The sequence below is a fragment of the Pinibacter soli genome (assembly GCF_029961145.1).
Classification (GTDB): domain Bacteria; phylum Bacteroidota; class Bacteroidia; order Chitinophagales; family Chitinophagaceae; genus Pinibacter; species Pinibacter soli.
Window position 1 is genome coordinate 684638 of sequence record NZ_JASBRG010000001.1, and the last position, 17106, is coordinate 701743.

The 17106-nt window shown below is 39.7% G+C and carries 18 protein-coding genes; 7 read left to right on the forward strand and 11 right to left on the reverse strand.

Annotated elements, in window-relative coordinates; all coding sequences use genetic code 11:
- Positions 1-10 precede the first annotated feature (10 nt).
- The gene (locus QJ048_RS02715) at positions 11-1294 is read right to left on the reverse strand and encodes a hemolysin family protein (RefSeq protein WP_282332793.1); all 1284 of its coding nucleotides are present in this window, start codon (positions 1292-1294) and stop codon (positions 11-13) included.
- A 41-nt stretch (positions 1295-1335) separates the two neighbouring features.
- Positions 1336-1917, reverse strand: coding sequence for a guanylate kinase (gmk, locus tag QJ048_RS02720; RefSeq protein WP_282332794.1), 582 nt, complete (start codon positions 1915-1917; stop codon positions 1336-1338).
- A gap of 153 nt (positions 1918-2070) precedes the next feature.
- Between gmk and QJ048_RS02725 the strand changes: the two genes are divergently transcribed.
- The 3 genes from QJ048_RS02725 to QJ048_RS02735 all read left to right on the forward strand — a co-directional run bounded on the left by QJ048_RS02725 (position 2071) and on the right by QJ048_RS02735 (position 5347).
- Complete coding sequence (locus tag QJ048_RS02725) at positions 2071-2886, forward strand: alpha/beta fold hydrolase (RefSeq protein WP_282332795.1); 816 nt, start codon at positions 2071-2073, stop codon at positions 2884-2886.
- A 142-nt stretch (positions 2887-3028) separates the two neighbouring features.
- Positions 3029-4168 carry a glycosyltransferase gene (locus QJ048_RS02730; protein ID WP_282332796.1) on the forward strand — a complete coding sequence of 380 codons (1140 nt, stop codon included), beginning with the start codon at positions 3029-3031 and terminating at the stop codon, positions 4166-4168.
- A 93-nt stretch (positions 4169-4261) separates the two neighbouring features.
- On the forward strand, positions 4262-5347 hold the full coding sequence (locus tag QJ048_RS02735) for an ABC transporter permease (RefSeq protein ID WP_282332797.1): 1086 nt from the start codon (positions 4262-4264) through the stop codon (positions 5345-5347).
- Positions 5348-5606: 259 nt separating this feature from the next.
- On the opposite strand, the gene QJ048_RS02740 is transcribed toward QJ048_RS02735, so the two are convergent.
- Positions 5607-6080 carry an Lrp/AsnC ligand binding domain-containing protein gene (locus tag QJ048_RS02740; RefSeq protein WP_217791459.1) on the reverse strand — a complete coding sequence of 158 codons (474 nt, stop codon included), beginning with the start codon at positions 6078-6080 and terminating at the stop codon, positions 5607-5609.
- Positions 6081-6996: 916 nt separating this feature from the next.
- Positions 6997-7971, reverse strand: a complete 975-nt coding sequence (gene moaA / locus QJ048_RS02745; RefSeq protein WP_282332798.1) for a GTP 3',8-cyclase MoaA — start codon at positions 7969-7971, stop codon at positions 6997-6999.
- A 172-nt stretch (positions 7972-8143) separates the two neighbouring features.
- On the opposite strand from moaA, the gene QJ048_RS02750 reads away from it, so the two are divergent.
- The 4 genes from QJ048_RS02750 to QJ048_RS02765 all read left to right on the forward strand — a co-directional run bounded on the left by QJ048_RS02750 (position 8144) and on the right by QJ048_RS02765 (position 11863).
- Positions 8144-10333 carry a glycoside hydrolase family 97 protein gene (locus QJ048_RS02750; protein WP_282332799.1) on the forward strand — a complete coding sequence of 730 codons (2190 nt, stop codon included), beginning with the start codon at positions 8144-8146 and terminating at the stop codon, positions 10331-10333.
- Positions 10334-10586: 253 nt separating this feature from the next.
- Positions 10587-11297 (forward strand): tRNA (guanosine(46)-N7)-methyltransferase TrmB, encoded by a 711-nt coding sequence (gene trmB / locus QJ048_RS02755; RefSeq protein WP_282332800.1) that lies wholly within the window; start codon positions 10587-10589, stop codon positions 11295-11297.
- Positions 11278-11496 (forward strand): C1orf53 family protein, encoded by a 219-nt coding sequence (locus QJ048_RS02760; RefSeq protein ID WP_282332801.1) that lies wholly within the window; start codon positions 11278-11280, stop codon positions 11494-11496. The genes trmB and QJ048_RS02760 overlap by 20 nt, the downstream gene beginning before the upstream one ends.
- Positions 11459-11863: an MGMT family protein gene (locus tag QJ048_RS02765; protein ID WP_282332802.1), complete on the forward strand. Its 405-nt coding sequence runs from the start codon at positions 11459-11461 to the stop codon at positions 11861-11863. The genes QJ048_RS02760 and QJ048_RS02765 overlap by 38 nt, the downstream gene beginning before the upstream one ends.
- 107 nt (positions 11864-11970) lie before the next feature.
- Here the strand turns inward: QJ048_RS02765 and QJ048_RS02770 are convergent, their stop codons facing one another.
- The 7 genes from QJ048_RS02770 to cyoE all read right to left on the reverse strand — a co-directional run bounded on the left by QJ048_RS02770 (position 11971) and on the right by cyoE (position 17043).
- Complete coding sequence (locus QJ048_RS02770) at positions 11971-12471, reverse strand: hypothetical protein (RefSeq protein ID WP_282332803.1); 501 nt, start codon at positions 12469-12471, stop codon at positions 11971-11973.
- 117 nt (positions 12472-12588) lie between these two features.
- The gene (locus QJ048_RS02775) at positions 12589-13131 is read right to left on the reverse strand and encodes a DUF420 domain-containing protein (RefSeq protein WP_282332804.1); all 543 of its coding nucleotides are present in this window, start codon (positions 13129-13131) and stop codon (positions 12589-12591) included.
- Between the two features lie 81 nt (positions 13132-13212).
- Entirely contained in the window at positions 13213-13932 is a 720-nt protein-coding gene (locus QJ048_RS02780) for an SCO family protein (RefSeq protein WP_282332805.1), read from the reverse strand.
- A gap of 210 nt (positions 13933-14142) precedes the next feature.
- Positions 14143-14589 carry a cytochrome C oxidase subunit IV family protein gene (locus QJ048_RS02785; protein WP_282332806.1) on the reverse strand — a complete coding sequence of 149 codons (447 nt, stop codon included), beginning with the start codon at positions 14587-14589 and terminating at the stop codon, positions 14143-14145.
- 30 nt (positions 14590-14619) lie between these two features.
- Complete coding sequence (locus QJ048_RS02790) at positions 14620-15291, reverse strand: cytochrome c oxidase subunit 3 (RefSeq protein ID WP_282332807.1); 672 nt, start codon at positions 15289-15291, stop codon at positions 14620-14622.
- Between the two features lie 166 nt (positions 15292-15457).
- Positions 15458-16036: a cytochrome c oxidase subunit 3 gene (locus QJ048_RS02795; RefSeq protein ID WP_282332808.1), complete on the reverse strand. Its 579-nt coding sequence runs from the start codon at positions 16034-16036 to the stop codon at positions 15458-15460.
- A 104-nt stretch (positions 16037-16140) separates the two neighbouring features.
- Positions 16141-17043, reverse strand: coding sequence for a heme o synthase (gene cyoE, locus QJ048_RS02800; protein ID WP_282332809.1), 903 nt, complete (start codon positions 17041-17043; stop codon positions 16141-16143).
- Positions 17044-17106 lie beyond the last annotated feature (63 nt).

Here is a 17106-nt window from a genome sequence, read left to right on the forward strand (position 1 = left end):
TCAATTCTTTTCAACTATTTAAAACTTTCATTTTAACCATCTCTATGCGGGTGTCACTTACAGACATGATATCGAATTCGTAGTTCCCTATGATAATCCTATCCTTGGTTTTAGGAATGGTTTCATGTTGCTGAATAATATAGCCGGAAAGCGTTTCGGATTCTTCTCCGGGAAATTCAAGCCCATATTTTTCGTTGAGATAGTCAAGTTCCAATCTGCCCGACAGAATATATTCTTCATCGCTCAGTTTCTTTTCTTCAAATTCTTCTGTGTCATACTCATCGCGAATATCACCGAATATTTCTTCCAGCAGATCTTCCATGGTAACAATGCCTGCAGTGCCGCCAAATTCATCTACTACCCAGGCAATACTTTTTCTATCCAGTGTAAATTTGTTAATGAGATCGCTTACACTCATACTCTGCGGAACGGCGGGTATCGGGTGTAATATGGATTTGATGTCCGGTGGCCTTTTAAAAAGATCCAACTGATGCACGTATCCGACAATATGATCTATATTTTCTTCATATACGACAAGCTTGCTCAGCTTGGTTGATATGAATTTCTTTTTCAACTCTTCAATGGTTATTTTACTCTCAACACCCTCAATCTCTTTACGCGGCACCAAACATTGACGCACTTTAATGTTTGGCAGCGACAACGCATTTTCAAAAAGCTCTGTATTGAGGTCGGCAGATTCTACATCCTGTTCGCCATTGTGGAGAAAGAAGTAATCAAGATCCGCACGCACAAACGCTTCTTTACGCTCATCAACACGTATGTTGAAGAGATATTTTAAAATCCACTCAGAAATATAAATGAAGAAATTTACCAACGGACTCAACAAAGAATAGAAAAACTGAACAATCCTCGCGACGAAGCCGCTCAGCAACATTTCATTTTTTGATCTCCATATTGCATAAGGAAGAAAGCTTCCTAAAAGGACAATGATAGCCGTTGACACTAAGGTTTCGCAGAGCAATCTTACGAAGTTGACATAGTTGCCCGGGATATGTTCTTTAATGATGAGCATGTTCCACCAGGGATCAAGCATTTCCCCAATTAATACACCATATACAACAAGGGAGATGTTAAGACCAATGAGCGTAGCGCCAATAAACTGAACGGGATGTTCAAAATAAGCAGAGATTATTTTCCCACTTATTTTCCCTTGCTTCTTTCTAAGCTCAACAGAAAGCCTGTTAAGATTTACAAAGGCAATATTAATACCCACAAAAAAACCAGTGAGTAAAATTGATACAATGATCCAGATAAAGGTGTACAGGTTAATCATGCATTACGAATGTAATAAAAAATAAACTTTGTCTGGTTATATTATCGTATTTCGAGGAATTTTTCGATGATGCCGGCGGCCTCGTGACAAGCTTTTTCCAATTTGTCATTCAGAATCACATGGTTAAAATGATGTTTGAATGAAATTTCATAAGAAGCTTTGTTTACTCTTGCCTGCAAGCTTTCTTCCGTTTCTGTGCCGCGACTTTCAAGGCGGCGTCTAAGCTCCGTCACTCCGGGTGGTTCTATAAAAAGAGATAGCGAAGTTTGAGGATACTGTTGCTGCACATGAATGGCACCCTTTACGTCTATATCCAACATTGGTATCTGATCATTGGCCCAAATACGCTCCAGCTCGCTTTTAAGTGTGCCGTAATACTTGCCTTCATACACCATTTCCCACTCTACAAATTCATTCTGGCGAATCTTGTGCTGGAAATCTTCGAGCTTCAGGAAATAGTAATCAACACCATTTTTTTCCAGGCCTCGCGCACTACGTGTTGCAGCCGATATTGAAAATGACAGCTGAGGATATTTGTGAAGCAAATAATGCGTGATAGAGGTTTTACCCGCGCCAGACGGAGCCGTAATAATGATAATCTTATTTCTGTATAATCCTGCCATTGTGCAAAGTAATAGGGAAATAGGGAGAAATTGAAATCAGGTAATGAGTTTTGGGTAATATTACTAAGTTACTACCAGTTAACAAATGTCATGGTGTTACACACTCACAACTTATAACTTAGAACTCATAACTTAGAACTCAAAACTCGAATCTTGCCAACCGTATCTTACCAGTCATCTCAAATTAACTACACAGCCAGCGGCAGCGGTAAAAAAATACTGGTTTGCCTGCACGGATATGACGAAGATGCCGATACATTCGACATTTTTTGCAAACCTCTCGCTAATGACTATACGTCCATTTGCATTGACATGCCATTTCACGGAAAAACGAATTGGAAAGAGGCCGCAACAGCTGGCATTGGCAGCCAGGATTGGGAAGAAATAATTGATCGCATTTTACAACAGGAAAAAATATCCGCCACAAGGGTCGTTCTACTCGGTTATAGCATGGGGGGAAGAATTGCACTTTCCTTATTCGAACATATGCCGCAGAAAATCGACAAGCTTATTTTGTTGGCCCCTGATGGTTTCACCAACAACTTTTGGTATTGGCTGGCTACGCAAACATTTTTAGGAAACAGATTGTTTCGATTTACCATTCATCATCCAGCGTGGATACTACAGCTAGCGAAACTCCTGTATACGTTCAGACTCATCAACCTCAGTGTATTAAAACTGGCGAGACATTACCTGGAAGACAAAGAGCTGGCAGAGCAATTATATGCCCGCTGGACGTGCTTCAGAAAGTCCCGACCAGATTTCGACAAGATCATACAATCTGCCACCGATAGCCAAACACCCATAAGGCTTGTATTTGGCAAATTTGATCATCTCATTTTGCAAAGGCATGCTACTGCTTTTTGTCAATCGATGGGACATTTATGTAAACTAACCGTTATCAACTCGGGGCATCATTTGCTGCGAGAACAATATATGGAGGCGTTGACAGCGCAGCTTTACAATTAAGAATGCTTTCTGTGATGCTAGCCGACAAAATGCCAAGACTAAAAACTGTCAACGTTTGATTTTAGAATAAAATAAGCAATACAACACCCGGAGAATTCTTAATTCCTAATTCTTAATTCCTAATTGCGCTTACATTTGTTACATGATTTTGTTTTTTGCAAGTCTTGCTTTGCTAATACTGTATGCTTTTCTCATTGCTTTTTATGATAAGGGCTGGAGAACGCTTTCTTCTTTCAGCGAAGCCGATGTGGAGAATGCTACACCTTCCATAAAAATATCAGTCATTGTTCCGGCGAGAAATGAAGAGCAAAATATTGGCTGGTGCCTTGAATCGATTGTTGGGCAAAACTATCCCAAAGAACTTTTTGAAGTAATCGTAATAAATGATCATTCAACTGATAACACAGAACGTATTGTAAGTGGTTATTCCACTCAAAACGTAAAACTTATAAATCTTGTTGATTATGTAGAAGCCGGTTTGAACTCTTATAAAAAAAAGGCAATTGAAATCGGCATTTCTAAATCCTCCGGCTACCTGATCCTGACGACAGATGCAGATTGCTTCGCCGATAAAAATTGGTTGCGTAGTATTGCTGCCTATCAGGAAAAGACACAAGCGGTATTGATTGCGGCGCCGGTGAAAATCATTTTAAAAACAGGCTTGCTTTCCTACTTTCAATCACTCGACTTTTTAATTCTTCAAGGCATTACAGGGGCATCAATTCATCGAAGATTTCACTCAATGTGCAACGGCGCAAATCTCGCTTATTTAAAGAGTGCGTTTTACGAAGTAAATGGCTTTAAGAACGTGGACAATATTGCAAGTGGAGATGACATGCTGCTTATGCATAAGATCGTAACACGCTATCCGGATAAATTCTTTTTTCTAAAATCACGGGAAGCCATTGTATCCACGCAACCTGCAACCTCCTGGAAAGAGTTTTTCAATCAACGCATAAGATGGGCAAGTAAGGCTGATAAGTACGACGACAAACGTATCACCAAAGTGCTGTTTCTGGTTTACTTTCTAAACTTGTTTTTGCTGCTTACACTCGTGTACACGGTTTGCAATATTGCATTCTTCTCCTATTTTATATTTTTGATCCTAACTAAAACAATTATCGAATATGCGTTTGTCAGCCGTATTGCAAATTTCTTTTCGCTGAATAAGTTGATGTATTATTTTCTTCCTCTTCAGCCTATACACATTGTGTACACGGTAATTGCGGGCTTTCTTGGCAAGTTTGGTAAATACGAATGGAAAGGAAGAGTAGTGAAGTAAAAATAATCATTGAATAATTGAGATCGTCGCATCACTTTCATCAATTATTCAATGATTCAATAATTCATTTATTATTTTGCCTATCTTGAATTCATGTCCGCAAATGACTCTTTACAAAACCTGGCATGGAAAAAACTGCGCAAAAACAAAGGCGCTGTTTTTGGATTGTTTATCATCGGGGCATCTATAGTTATTGCCATTTTTGCATACGCAATTGCACCAGACAGCTCACCTTACGCCAACAGAATGGTAGTCGAAATTGCCGGACGACAGCCGGGTTTCACTCAAAAGTTTATTCTCCTTAATAATCATCGATATATTGAAAGGAAAAACATTCTCGATCGGTTTTTCTTTGGCAAAGAGGATAATGTCGATTATGTTCCGATAGTTTCTTACACAGAACATTCAGATAGCATTGTATATAAAAAATACATAGACGAGGGCGTATCGGAGAATATATCCGTTGCGAAAAATGCTTTACAGCAGCCCATCGAATCGAACTTCGTGAAGAAAAAATTCACGCTTGGTACAGACAAATTCGGCCGAGACATTTTGAGCCGACTGATCATTGGCCTACGCGTAAGCCTTGGCGTAGGTTTCATCGCCGTGATCATTTCACTTTCGATAGGCATCATTGCCGGAGCTATTGCCGGATACTATCGTGGATGGGTAGACGATATTGTAATGTGGTTTGTGAACGTGCTTTGGAGCATTCCCACGCTTTTGCTTGTGTTTGCGATCACATTGCTTTTGGGAAAAGGATTTTGGCAAGTATTTATTGCAGTTGGGTTAACGATGTGGATCAATGTGGCACGTATGGTGCGCGGGCAGGTAATGAGTGTTCGCGAACTGGAATATGTGGAAGCAGGAAGAGCCTTGGGCTTTACCAACATGCGCATCATTTTCAAACACATTTTACCAAATATCTGGGGACCAATTTTAGTTGTCGCTGCATCAAATTTTGCATCTGCAATAGTTATCGAAGCGGGCTTAAGCTTTCTCGGCGTTGGTGTGCAACCACCACAGCCAAGCTGGGGATTGATGATCAAAGAAAACTACAACTTCATTATCACCCACAATCCAATGCTGGCGCTTGCTCCGGGCTTTGCTATTATGCTGCTGGTGCTGGCATTTAATTTATTGGGAAATGGATTAAGAGATGCGTTGAATGTGAAGTAGTGAGCACACAGATGACACGGATTAGCCAGATTTACACGGATTTTTCGTTAATAATTTGAACAACCGTTAAAAAGCTACACCTCGAGTTGCCAAGGAGTAGTTTGAGAATTCGAAAAAAATCAGTGCAAATCCGTCTAATCCGTGTCATCTGTGTGCCATTCCTTTAAATACAAAATGGCCGACATATCGTCGGCCATTTACTTTTTTCGCAATGCAATCGTGTTAATATAGCATGCAGAAAAATGTAAAAGGTTATTAACTATTTAGTCTTATACACCTGTACATTTCTGCCAAAGCTTTCATCAAGAGAGATAAATGTTTCTGTTCTTTCTATGCCTTTAATTTTTTGAAGATCGTCGTGAAGAATTTGTCGAAGCTCTGTAATGTCTTTACAGACTACTTCACCAAACATAGAGTAATTACCCGTCGTGTAATTCAAACGAACAATCTGTGGGATCTTACGAAGTTCTTCTGCAACGATGTCGTACAAAGAACTTTTTTCAAGATACACACCAATGAATGCAATCACATCATAACCTAACTGTTTCAAATCAACATTCAATTTTGTACCTTTAACTACGCCAGCTTCCTGTAATTTTTTGATGCGCACGTGTATTGTACCTGCGGACACAAAAAACTTTTTTCCCAAGTCTGCGTATGATATTTCCGCGTTTTCCATCATCTCCTGGATTATCTGATAATCCAGTTTATCAAGATTTAATTTAGTTGCCATTTTCTACATGTTTATTAGATAATATCAAATTATTACAAATATAATTACATTTTCTCTAAAGTTTCAAATTTTTTATTAAATATTATACATCAAATCGAGGTTTTTATTTAATATTGCATCAGAAAGTTCTTTAACACACTGTGGGATGATGAAATTTTCGGCAGACATGCCCTCTTGTCTCGGGGGTGAGGAAAACAAGACAAATCAACGCTTTCAGCTAGACTAATTGCCTCGTGGAGGTTCGAGTCCTTCTCCTACAGCTCATTAAAATATCAAAGAAACTATTCCAATATTTGAATTTTATTTAAAAATTGCAAATCTATTGTATTCTTTGGTAAATATTGTGGGGTGATGAAATTTTTGGCAGACATACCCTCTTGTCTCGGGGGTGGGGAAGCACGGATAAACATAGCATAGAGCCGACGATACCACGCGTATGGCCGACCGGGGTTGACCACTAAAACTTTGTGCTACAGCTAACGTCCCCGTGGAGGTTCGAGTCCTCCCCCTACAGCTGCTTTTTCTCATGTTTAATTTAGGACCGCTTTGTGTCTACAAAGTAGTAGCCCTTCCCAAACGGAAGGGTTTTTTTATTGCAGAAATTTAGAAGTTAGAAATTCAATGTCTTTTAGTTAGGCTTCAAGTTTTGCTACATTAATGTCCTACGGACAAAGTGTACTTATTGTTACGTTTTCTATTGATATAAATGCCCTACGGGCAATAGTACATTTCCCCGAGGGAAATAATATCAATAGAACTCAGCTGAAACGGAGCATATTGCCCGTAGTGCATTAACACCTTAACTAAACGACATTGAGTTAGAAATTAGGAACTAGTTGAGGAAGCATGCTACTCAATTAAACATTCACTCTATTCTAATTCCTAACTCCTAACACCTAATTTCTAATTCCTTGCACTACCCCCCTATCAACGACATGCTTTCTGGTACTTTCGCTTTTGCAGAAGCTGCAGCGGTAAAGCCATCCATCGGTTTGTTATAGACGGCGTTTTGAATTTCTTCCAGCAAACGTACATCGTCAACGCCATTGCGCATTAAATCTCTTACGTTCAAAACTTCATTCCCATAAAGGCAAGTGCGCACGCCCCCTGTAGCGGTAATTCTTAACCTGTTGCAGGAGCCGCATAAAGTGCGTGAAAAGGCAGGAATAACTGCTATGCTACCCATATGACCTTCCGGCTTATAGTGGACCGCTATGGCATTGGCTGGATCTTGTTCTTTGTAAAGCTTGTATTTTGTTTCAATATGGGAGAGAATTTTGGTATAGTTCCACTCAAGCCCGGAATACGCATGGCCCTGGCCATTGAAAGGCATTTCTTCAATAAACCTCACACTTACTGGTAACGCTTTCGTAAGCTCCACAAAATCCAATATTTCATTAATATTGCTGCCCATTACGACCATATTCAGTTTTACGTTGAAATCGTTGGCTAGTAAAGCGTGAAATGAATTGAGTACTTTCAGAAAGTCGCCCCGGTGAGTTAGTTGCAGGAACTTATCGCGTTTAAGTGTATCGAGACTGAGGTTCACGTTTTTTATCCCTGCAGCTATAAGATCCGCAATGTGCGAGAAAGTGAGGACGCCATTCGTGGTGATTGATACCTGCTTTATATTTTCTATACTTCCCAGGTTTTTCAATAAGGAAGAAATGTCTTTACGTACGAAAGGCTCACCACCTGTTACACGTACTTTGCTGATGCCGTGTTCACTTAACAATGCAACAAGGCGGATGATTTCTTCATAAGTTAATAATTGCTCACGCTCTACGAAATGCTGATTTTCGGGCATACAGTAATTACAACGCAGATTACAACGATCGGTAACGGCGATTCTCAAATAATTAATATTTCTTCCAAATTTATCTATCAGCATATCAAGCCTTTCAGCAGCTATTATTTGGTTTGCAAAATGGAGAGATAAATATACGAAGATGGTACGACAGCCTTCTGCAAAACTTCATAAAACGACCTGATAATCATTTCTCAAACCTTACCACGGTTTATTTAATTTTGTTGTTTAAGTTTTGGACTATTAAATCATTATCATGAGAAAACTGTTGTTCGTAGTTATCTGGTTTGTAACCTTTGTTACAGCGATCGAAGCGCAATCCATTAAGTCGCCAAACGGGAATTTACAATTGGATTTTGCCATAAAAAATGGGATGCCCGTTTATTCTCTCCAATACAAAAACAAAATTGCTTTAAAGGAAAGTAAACTTGGTCTGCAGTTAAAAGAAGACAAGAAGATTAGTTTTGAAAATGCCGGTGAAGGCACGCAAAATGTCAATACGAACGACCTGACGGGTGGCTTTGCAATTACCAAAACAGAGACAAAACAATTCGATGAAACCTGGCAGCCGGTTTGGGGCGAAGTAAAAAACATTCGCAACAATTACAATGAACTGGCAGTAACACTTACACAAGCCGCAACAGAAAGATATATTGTTGTTAGATTCAGATTGTTCAATGATGGCCTCGGCTTCCGTTATGAATTTCCTTTGCAAAAAAATCTGAATTACTTTGTTATTAAAGAAGAAAAAACACAATTCGCTCTAAGCGGCGATGCCAAATCGTTCTGGCTTCCCGGTGATTTTGATACACAAGAATACAGCACCGTAACTTCTAACCTCTCCGAAGTACGAGGCAAAATGAAGGAGGCCGTTACCGGCAACGCTTCACAAACAACTTTTTCTCCTACCGGCTTACAAACACCATTAATGCTTAAAAGCAAGGATGGACTATACATTAATATTCATGAAGCAGCGTTGATAGATTATGCCGCTTTGAGCCTTAATCTTGATGATAAGAATTTTGTCCTTGAATCTTTCTTAACCCCCGATGCCAGGGGCGATAAGGGTTACATGCAAACACCTTGTCTCTCGCCATGGCGCACAATTGTGGTGAGTGATAAAGCTGGCGATATCCTTGAATCAAAACTTATTTTGAATCTTAACGATCCAACAAAATATGCCAGCACAGATTGGATCAAGCCTGTTAAATATGTTGGTGTTTGGTGGGAAATGATCACTGGCAAAAGCACATGGTCGTATACAGATCTGGAAAGTGTAAAACTAGGTGTGACAGATTTTGCAAACGCAAAACCAAATCGCAAACATGGCGCTAACACCCAACATGTGAAAGAGTATATTGATTTTGCCGCAAAACACGGTTTTGATGCAGTACTGGTAGAAGGCTGGAACGTAGGCTGGGAAGACTGGTTCGGCAAAACGAAGGATTTTGTTTTTGATTTCGTTACGCCGTATCCCGATTTTGATGTGCAGGAGCTTCATCGCTATGCAGCGAGCAAAGGCATTAAAATTATTATGCATCATGAAACGTCAAGCTCTGTAAGAAACTATGAGCGCTTTATGGACACTGCTTATAAATTCATGGTGGCAAATGGATACAATGCTGTAAAGAGTGGCTATGTAGGCGATATCATTCCACGCGGAGAACACCACTATGGGCAGTGGATCAACAACCATTATTTGTATGCCATCACACAAGCAGCAAAATATAAAATCATGGTGAATGCACATGAAGCGGTTCACCCAACAGGTCTGTGCAGAACCTACCCAAACCTTATTGGCAATGAGTCTGCACGTGGAACGGAATATGAATCTTTCGGCGGCAACAATCCGGATCATACGACCATCCTTCCGTTTACAAGATTGATGGGCGGGCCAATGGATTACACACCGGGCATTTTTGAAATGGATCTTAGCAAACTTAGTCCTTCCAATCATTCACATGTCAACAGCACACTTGCGCGCCAGTTGGCACTCTACGTAACCATGTACAGCCCGTTGCAAATGGCGGCAGACCTTCCTGAAAACTATAACAGATTTTTGGATGCTTTCCAATTCATTAAAGATGTTGCCGTTGATTGGGATGATTCAAAAGTATTGGAAGCCGAGCCTGGTGATTACCTCACTTTTACACGTAAAGCCAAAGGATCTAACAATTGGTTCATTGGAAGCACTTGTGATGAAAACGGCCGTACATCAAACATTTCTTTCGATTATTTAGATGCGGAAAAAAAATATATCGCAACCATATACGCCGATGCAAAAAATGCGCATTATAAAACCAATCCGCAGGCTTATACAATACGCAAGGTGATTGTAACCAATAAATCAAAACTGAGCCAATATTGCGCTCCAGGAGGCGGTTACGCGATAAGCGTGATTGAGGCAACAGATGCGCAACAACTCAAAGGTCTGAAGAGCCTGTAAAATTGGTTGAATAACCAGTTTTTGAAAAACCCCGCAAACAGAAATAACAGTTTGCGGGGTTTTTCGTGATGTAAAAAATAAGCTTACCTTCAATAAGCACTTTATGTACCCCTTAACCTGTAGTTTATGAAACTCTTTCTGACGCTGCAAAAGCTTTTTTATTGCGCCCAAAAGCCATCGCAACCAACCGAATCATTCAATCATAAAATCCTGCTCAGTCAAATCCGCCAACTTTTCCTAATTTTGCGCCCTTATGGGCCAGAAAAAGTTGATGCGGTTCGAAGCAATAAAATCCTTCCCTAATGTATTACAATACCCCGAGGGAATGCAAGGTAAATGGAGTGATTTCTTCAAAAATGATAATCCTCTAACACTGGAATTAGCCTGTGGTAAAGGCGAGTATGTAGTGGGGCTTTCCGCTTTATATCCAAATCATAATTTGATAGGTGTTGACCTGAAAGGCAACAGAATTTACATCGGTGCAAAAAAATGCATTGAGCAGGGATATACAAATGCGGCCTTTCTACGCACTCATATTGACAAGATAAACAACTACTTCGCTCATGGTGAAGTAAGCGAAATATGGATCACTTTCCCCGATCCGCAATTGCGTATTTCGAGAGCCAAGAAGAGGCTTACGCACCCGAATTTTCTAAGACTTTATCAACAAGTGTTAAAACCTGGTGGCATCATACACTTAAAAACCGATTCTCCCGTTCTATATAGGTTCACTTTATTGGTTATTGAGATGTATGGTCTTACATTACTTGAAAAGGATGATGATGTGTACGCTAAGGAAAATGTAAAAGAGGAGCTGCAGATAAAAACGCACTATGAAAAACTAGATATTGCACAAAGCAACCGTATTCATTATATTCGATTTCAATTGCCATTACAACCTCTATCCAACATTGACAAACAATTACTTGAACGTGTAAGAGCAAATGAAGAAGAAGCTAATTGAAGGTCTTGATTTTTATTACAACGATCAAGGCTTTATAGTACTAACCGAGAAATATCATCTGGAACGAGGACATTGCTGTGGCAACGGTTGCAGGCACTGCCCATACGATTATGAAAATGTGCCTGAACCAAAACGTCAGGAACTTTTAGAACAACGTAATCATGAGCGCCAGCAACAAGAAACCATCGCCGTTAACTAAGTTATCAACCGTTCAACCTTCCGGAAGAAAGGATGATAATTTCTTCCAGCAAGTCTTCGATGTGGTCAGGCAAATACCAAAGGGCCGCGTAACATCTTACGGAGCCATTGCGGCGAGCCTTGGCGCCAAAACATCATCACGGCTTGTAGGTTATGCCATGAACGGCGCCGGCCTTATAAAGCCCAAAGTACCGGCACATCGTGTGGTTAACAGAAACGGCGATCTTACCGGCATGCATCACTTCTCTCCTCCCGAACGCATGCAACAACTACTTGAAAAAGAAGGCGTGAAAGTAGAAAACAATAGAGTGGTAGATTTCAAGAAGAAATTCTGGGATCCAAGTGACCACGCAGATGACGCTGATTAAACTGATTAACGCAGATAAGTTTCAATATAAAAACAAACCCCCAAGATTTTATAATCCTGGGGGTTTGTTTTTATTAAGACGATAGCACAAAATCAGCGCAAATCTGTTTAATCAGCGTCATCTGCGTACCTCTCTCCTCCGCTTCCATCCAACGCCGCAATATCACTCGCACTTAAATTCAACAAAAGGGCGACTTTACTCTTGAACGGATTTTGTGCCCCGAAAGCAAATAACAGAAATGCATACAGCGCCATGAATGCAAAGTTGCCCGTGATCACATAGCAGATGCCGCAGAACAAGGCAGGTATATTGATCAGCCTCCAAAATACAACCGATGCTTTTTTAAATCCATCCATTTTTTCCTGCGCGGAAAGATTGCCTGCTCTTAGCTCCAGCACTCTTTTCTTATAAAGGCGAAATCCAATTAAACAACTTGCAATTGCAAACAACAACGCAATCAGCTGCAAAGCACGATCTAGCTGAACGTTTTGGCTGATTGTCTTTTTGGCAATCAAAACAATTGACAATACAACAACGGCAAAGCCAATTTCAGTTAAAAGCAAGCCGTTAAAAGTCTTCTGAAGAGCCTTGAATTGATTGGGTTTCATGATTGAAAAAGAACACGGATTTTTATGATTGTGATGATTTTCTATGATCTATTTTATGAGGTCACAAAAACAAAGACGGGTGCTGCGAAATTAACCTTTCACGATTCACCATTCACTTTAACTATAGTAGGGACTAATCAGCAAATACACAATCACACCAGTCACAGACACGTAAAACCAAATGGGCCATGTGATCTTTGCAATTTTTCTATGTGCCGGCCATTCAGCTACCAATGCCCGATAAGCTGTAAAGAGAATGAACGGAAGAATAACAGCCGCAAGAAATATATGTGTGATCAAAATGATGAAATAAACATATCGAATGCCACCAACGCCGCCAAATTTAGTATCGCCGCTTAGCAAATGATGGGCTATGTACGATACAAGAAATATCGTTGAAAGAATAATTGCTGCAAACATTATTCGCTTGTGTCTTTCATATCTGCCGCTTTTTGCTGCAACCAGACCCAATATTAAAAGCACGGACACAATTGAATTAATCACTGCATTTATCGCCGCGAAAATGTGTACATTAAATCCAAGATTTACTTCAAGTTTTACTCGTGATAAAACAACAACCGCTGCAAACACTACGAATGATAAAACACCAATAAGCCATTTTGCAGTTCCATCGTTTTTCTTAATCAGAGGTTGTAACATATTAATTGAGAGTTGAAAATTGAAAGTTGAAAATTACGTAGCGGCAAATTGCATTCACCCCTCGCCTTCTTATGCATCAGGTTATTTTCTGAATAGATTTCGCTTCTTTGTTTTGTCTTTTTCCAGCATCAGGAAGACAATTCCTTCAGCAAGTTTTTCCATTGACGCGCTGTCGAGACCATCGTAATAGCCACGCACAACACGATCTTTATCGAGCAATACCATTTTTTGGGAATGTATGAAATTGGAGTCAACACCTTCTCCATCCTGCAAGCCGAGTTTCAATTCGTTTAGTGCAAAATCGTAGATCTTCTTTTTCTCTCCGGTAAGCATCCACCATACATCATGGTTAACGCCAAAGCGGTCCGCATATCTTTTTAATTGTTCTGCGGAATCTCTTTGCGGATCAACTGTGAAGGATACAAACTGCACAAAAGTTGTATCGATCATTTTTGTATCGTCTTTCAACTTTAAAGAACTTTGCAGCTTCTTCATGTTTTTTGTAAGCGTGGGACAAATGCTTGGGCAATGCGTGAAGAAGAAATCTGCCACGATTACCTTTCCTTTCAAATCACTTAACGATACTGAATCACCTAACTGGTTTACAAGTTTGATATCTGCAGCTTTGTGCCAGATAGTATCTGTAATTTCCTTACCTCCTTCAACCTTTGTAATTACGCTATCCACATAATAGCGCGGAGGCATCGGCACAGCATTTTCACTGAAGTGATCCACTATGAAATAACAAACTACGGGTAATAATATTGCAAGGCACAGGCCAAGTAAAGCGCTCTTATTCAAGACTAAAATTTTCAATTAAATAATCGGTAAGCCGGAGGTGTTCTTGAAAACCGGCACAAAGGTAAGTATTTGAAGCGCTGAATAATTGAATAATTGAGTGCCTGATCCGCGATTTTGCAAGCCATTAGCAACTATTCTGCGATTCAGTTTGATCCATAAAAAAACCACCGCTTGTATGCGATGGTTTTGTTTATAAAGACTTTCAAATAATTATTCGATAGTTCCTTCTTTTTGAGCACCGTGTTCGTGTTCAACCGGAGCTTTTTTGTCATTTTGCTCGATGTGATACGGATCGTACTTGTTACGCAGGTTCTTGTAAGAGTTACCATCTGCCAGGAAGGCGATAATAAACCAAACGAACAGGAATAAAGGCACTACGATGGTCATGATAAGGTTTCTTATTTCATGCTTAAGGTGCATAAAGTAAGCAACGATATAGAAAGCTTTCCACAGCATTAAAGCGCAGATAAGGCCTTTAAGGAAATGTCTGAAGAAACCATCTGGCAAAGCAGCTTTATACATATAAAAGCCAATTGCAAGTTCTACCAATGTAATAACAGTAAGGTAGAGTGTAATACGAATAACTTCTTTAGTGCCGCCACCAGCGTGTCCGTGCTCCTCGTGATGATATACTGCGGTAGTTGAATGTTGTTCCATTAAAATAAGTTTATGTTGACTTTTATATGATTAGATTAAGTAAAAACAAGTGAATACAAATACCCAAACAAGATCTACGAAGTGCCAGTACAAACCAGCTTTTTCAATCATAAGGTAGTGACCACGCTGATCAAATTTGCCTTGCAATGTCATGATCAACATAATGATATTGATGATTACACCAGAGAATACGTGGAAACCATGGAAACCAGTGATTGTAAAGAAGAAATTTGAGAAGTTTGTTGTAGCAACAGAACCATTGTGGTTAGGGAAAGGGTTGTGACCCCACCATGCACCTTCATGATATAAGTGTGTCCACTCCCAAGCCTGGCAGCTTAAGAAAGCAAGACCACCGAGAATAGTGAATACAAGATACTTTGCAACTCTTTTTCTATCCATTTCCTGACCAGCTTGTACAGCCAACACCATTGTTACAGAGCTGATGATCAAAATGAAAGTCATCAAACTCACGAACAATAACGGATAACCGGCACCTAATCCAGGGAATGAATTAAACACGTGGTTTGGATCAGGCCAACTGTTGGTTGCAAAACGAATGGTACCGTAGGAAATAAGGAAAGCTCCGAATGTGAAAGCATCACTCATTAAAAAATACCACATCATGATTTTTCCATACTCCACGTTGAATGGACTTTTACCACCATTCCACCATTTTTGTACTGCTGGTACTGCTTGTGCCATGTTAGTTTTAAAATTATAAGCGCATCATCTAAAATAAATCAACAAATGACCGCTTAGTTAACAATTGAATTTTTCTAAATTAATATCTCAACTCTGTCTTATGTTGCTAAGGCTATTTCCCCAAGACAGATTTAATTCCTATTTCCTAATTTCTAATTCCTGATGTTTACGCCATCGTTAAAAAGAACACAAAAAGATAAAGCCACAAAATATCTACAAAATGCCAGTAAGTGCTCATCACTTCTACCGGAACGGCATCGTAGTTTTTTTTCTTCGCGCTGAACGCTTTTATGAACATGATCAGCAACGCTATTACACCGCCCAACACGTGTAAAATATGCAATCCTGCGATGATATACAAAAATTGCCCTTCGCCTGACCCTTCGAAGGTTGTGCCGCTCTTCCACAATTTTCCAAATCCGATAAATTGAAGAACTACAAACAAAGATCCTAACAAAGCTGTAATCGTCAGCAGTCTTCTATATTTCGCCATATCTCTTTGCTTGAAATCACGCAAAGACATTTGCATTGTTAAACTGCTTGCGAGCATAACGACTGTTGAATACCAAAACGTCTTCGGAAATTCAATTGTTATCCAGCTAGGCGCACTTCTTTTTACAATGTAGGCACTCGTAAGGCCCGCAAACATCATGATGACACTTGCCAAACCCACCCATAAAGTAAATTTATGAGGATGTATCCTTTTTTTTTGCCCGCTCACTTGTTCATTCATCGCTATATTCATTGTAATAATTTTTTTCAAGTTTTAAGTTGTGAGTTATAAGTTATAAGTAAGGCTTTTATGAATTCTCAAAACTTATTACTTAAAACTTACCACTTACTACCTCTTTACATTTTATCCGCCAGCAATGCAAACATCACTATCGGCAAATATATGTAGCTGCTAAACATCACTCTTCGCGCAGCTTTCACTTCCATTTCGTTATATAATCTTATACTTTGAACCACCATAAATATGTTGGCGACAAGTACGATCAACATGCTAACAAAACCACTTACATGTGTGAAATAAGGCAATACTCCAACCGGTATCAAAAGCAATGAATAAATGATTGCCTGTATTGCCGAATATTTCGTTGGTCCTTCTACCGATGGTAGTAATTTAAACCCTGCGTTGCTATAGTCTTTATGCGCTATCCATGCAATTGCCCAGAAATGTGGGAACTGCCAGAAAAACTGAATACTGAAAAGCGCCCAACCGCCTAAACCTACGCTGTCATTTCCTGCTGTCCATCCGATCAAACAAGGTAAGGCCCCGGGAACTGCGCCAACCAAAACAGAAATCGCATTTACCTTTTTTAAAGGCGTATAAATAAACGCATATAAAAAGAGGCTAAATGCTGCAAGTCCTGCGGACAGCCAATTGAAGAAAAAACCCAAAATGAAACAACCGGCAAATCCCGTAACTATCGCAAATATCCAACCTTCTGTTTCAGACATTCTGCCCGAAGCGATTGGCCTGCTAGCCGTACGCTTCATTTTTGCGTCCGTATCTTTCTCCACTACCTGGTTTATGGTATTCGCGCTACCGGTAACTAAAAAACCACCGATGAAAAATAATGTAATCATCCACCAGTTGTATTCAACCACTTTTGGCGCAAGCAAATAGCTTATCACAGCAGAAAAGACAACCATCGTGGTCAATGCAAATTTTACAAGCGCTTTATAGTCCTGTAGTTTTTGACCTAATGTAAAAGAACTTGCTTTTTTCGATGTAGTTTCCTGCGACATTACTTTCTTCTTTTTTTATTCAAAAAATTTTATCCGGGCTCTCAGTTATCAGAGCCAGAAATA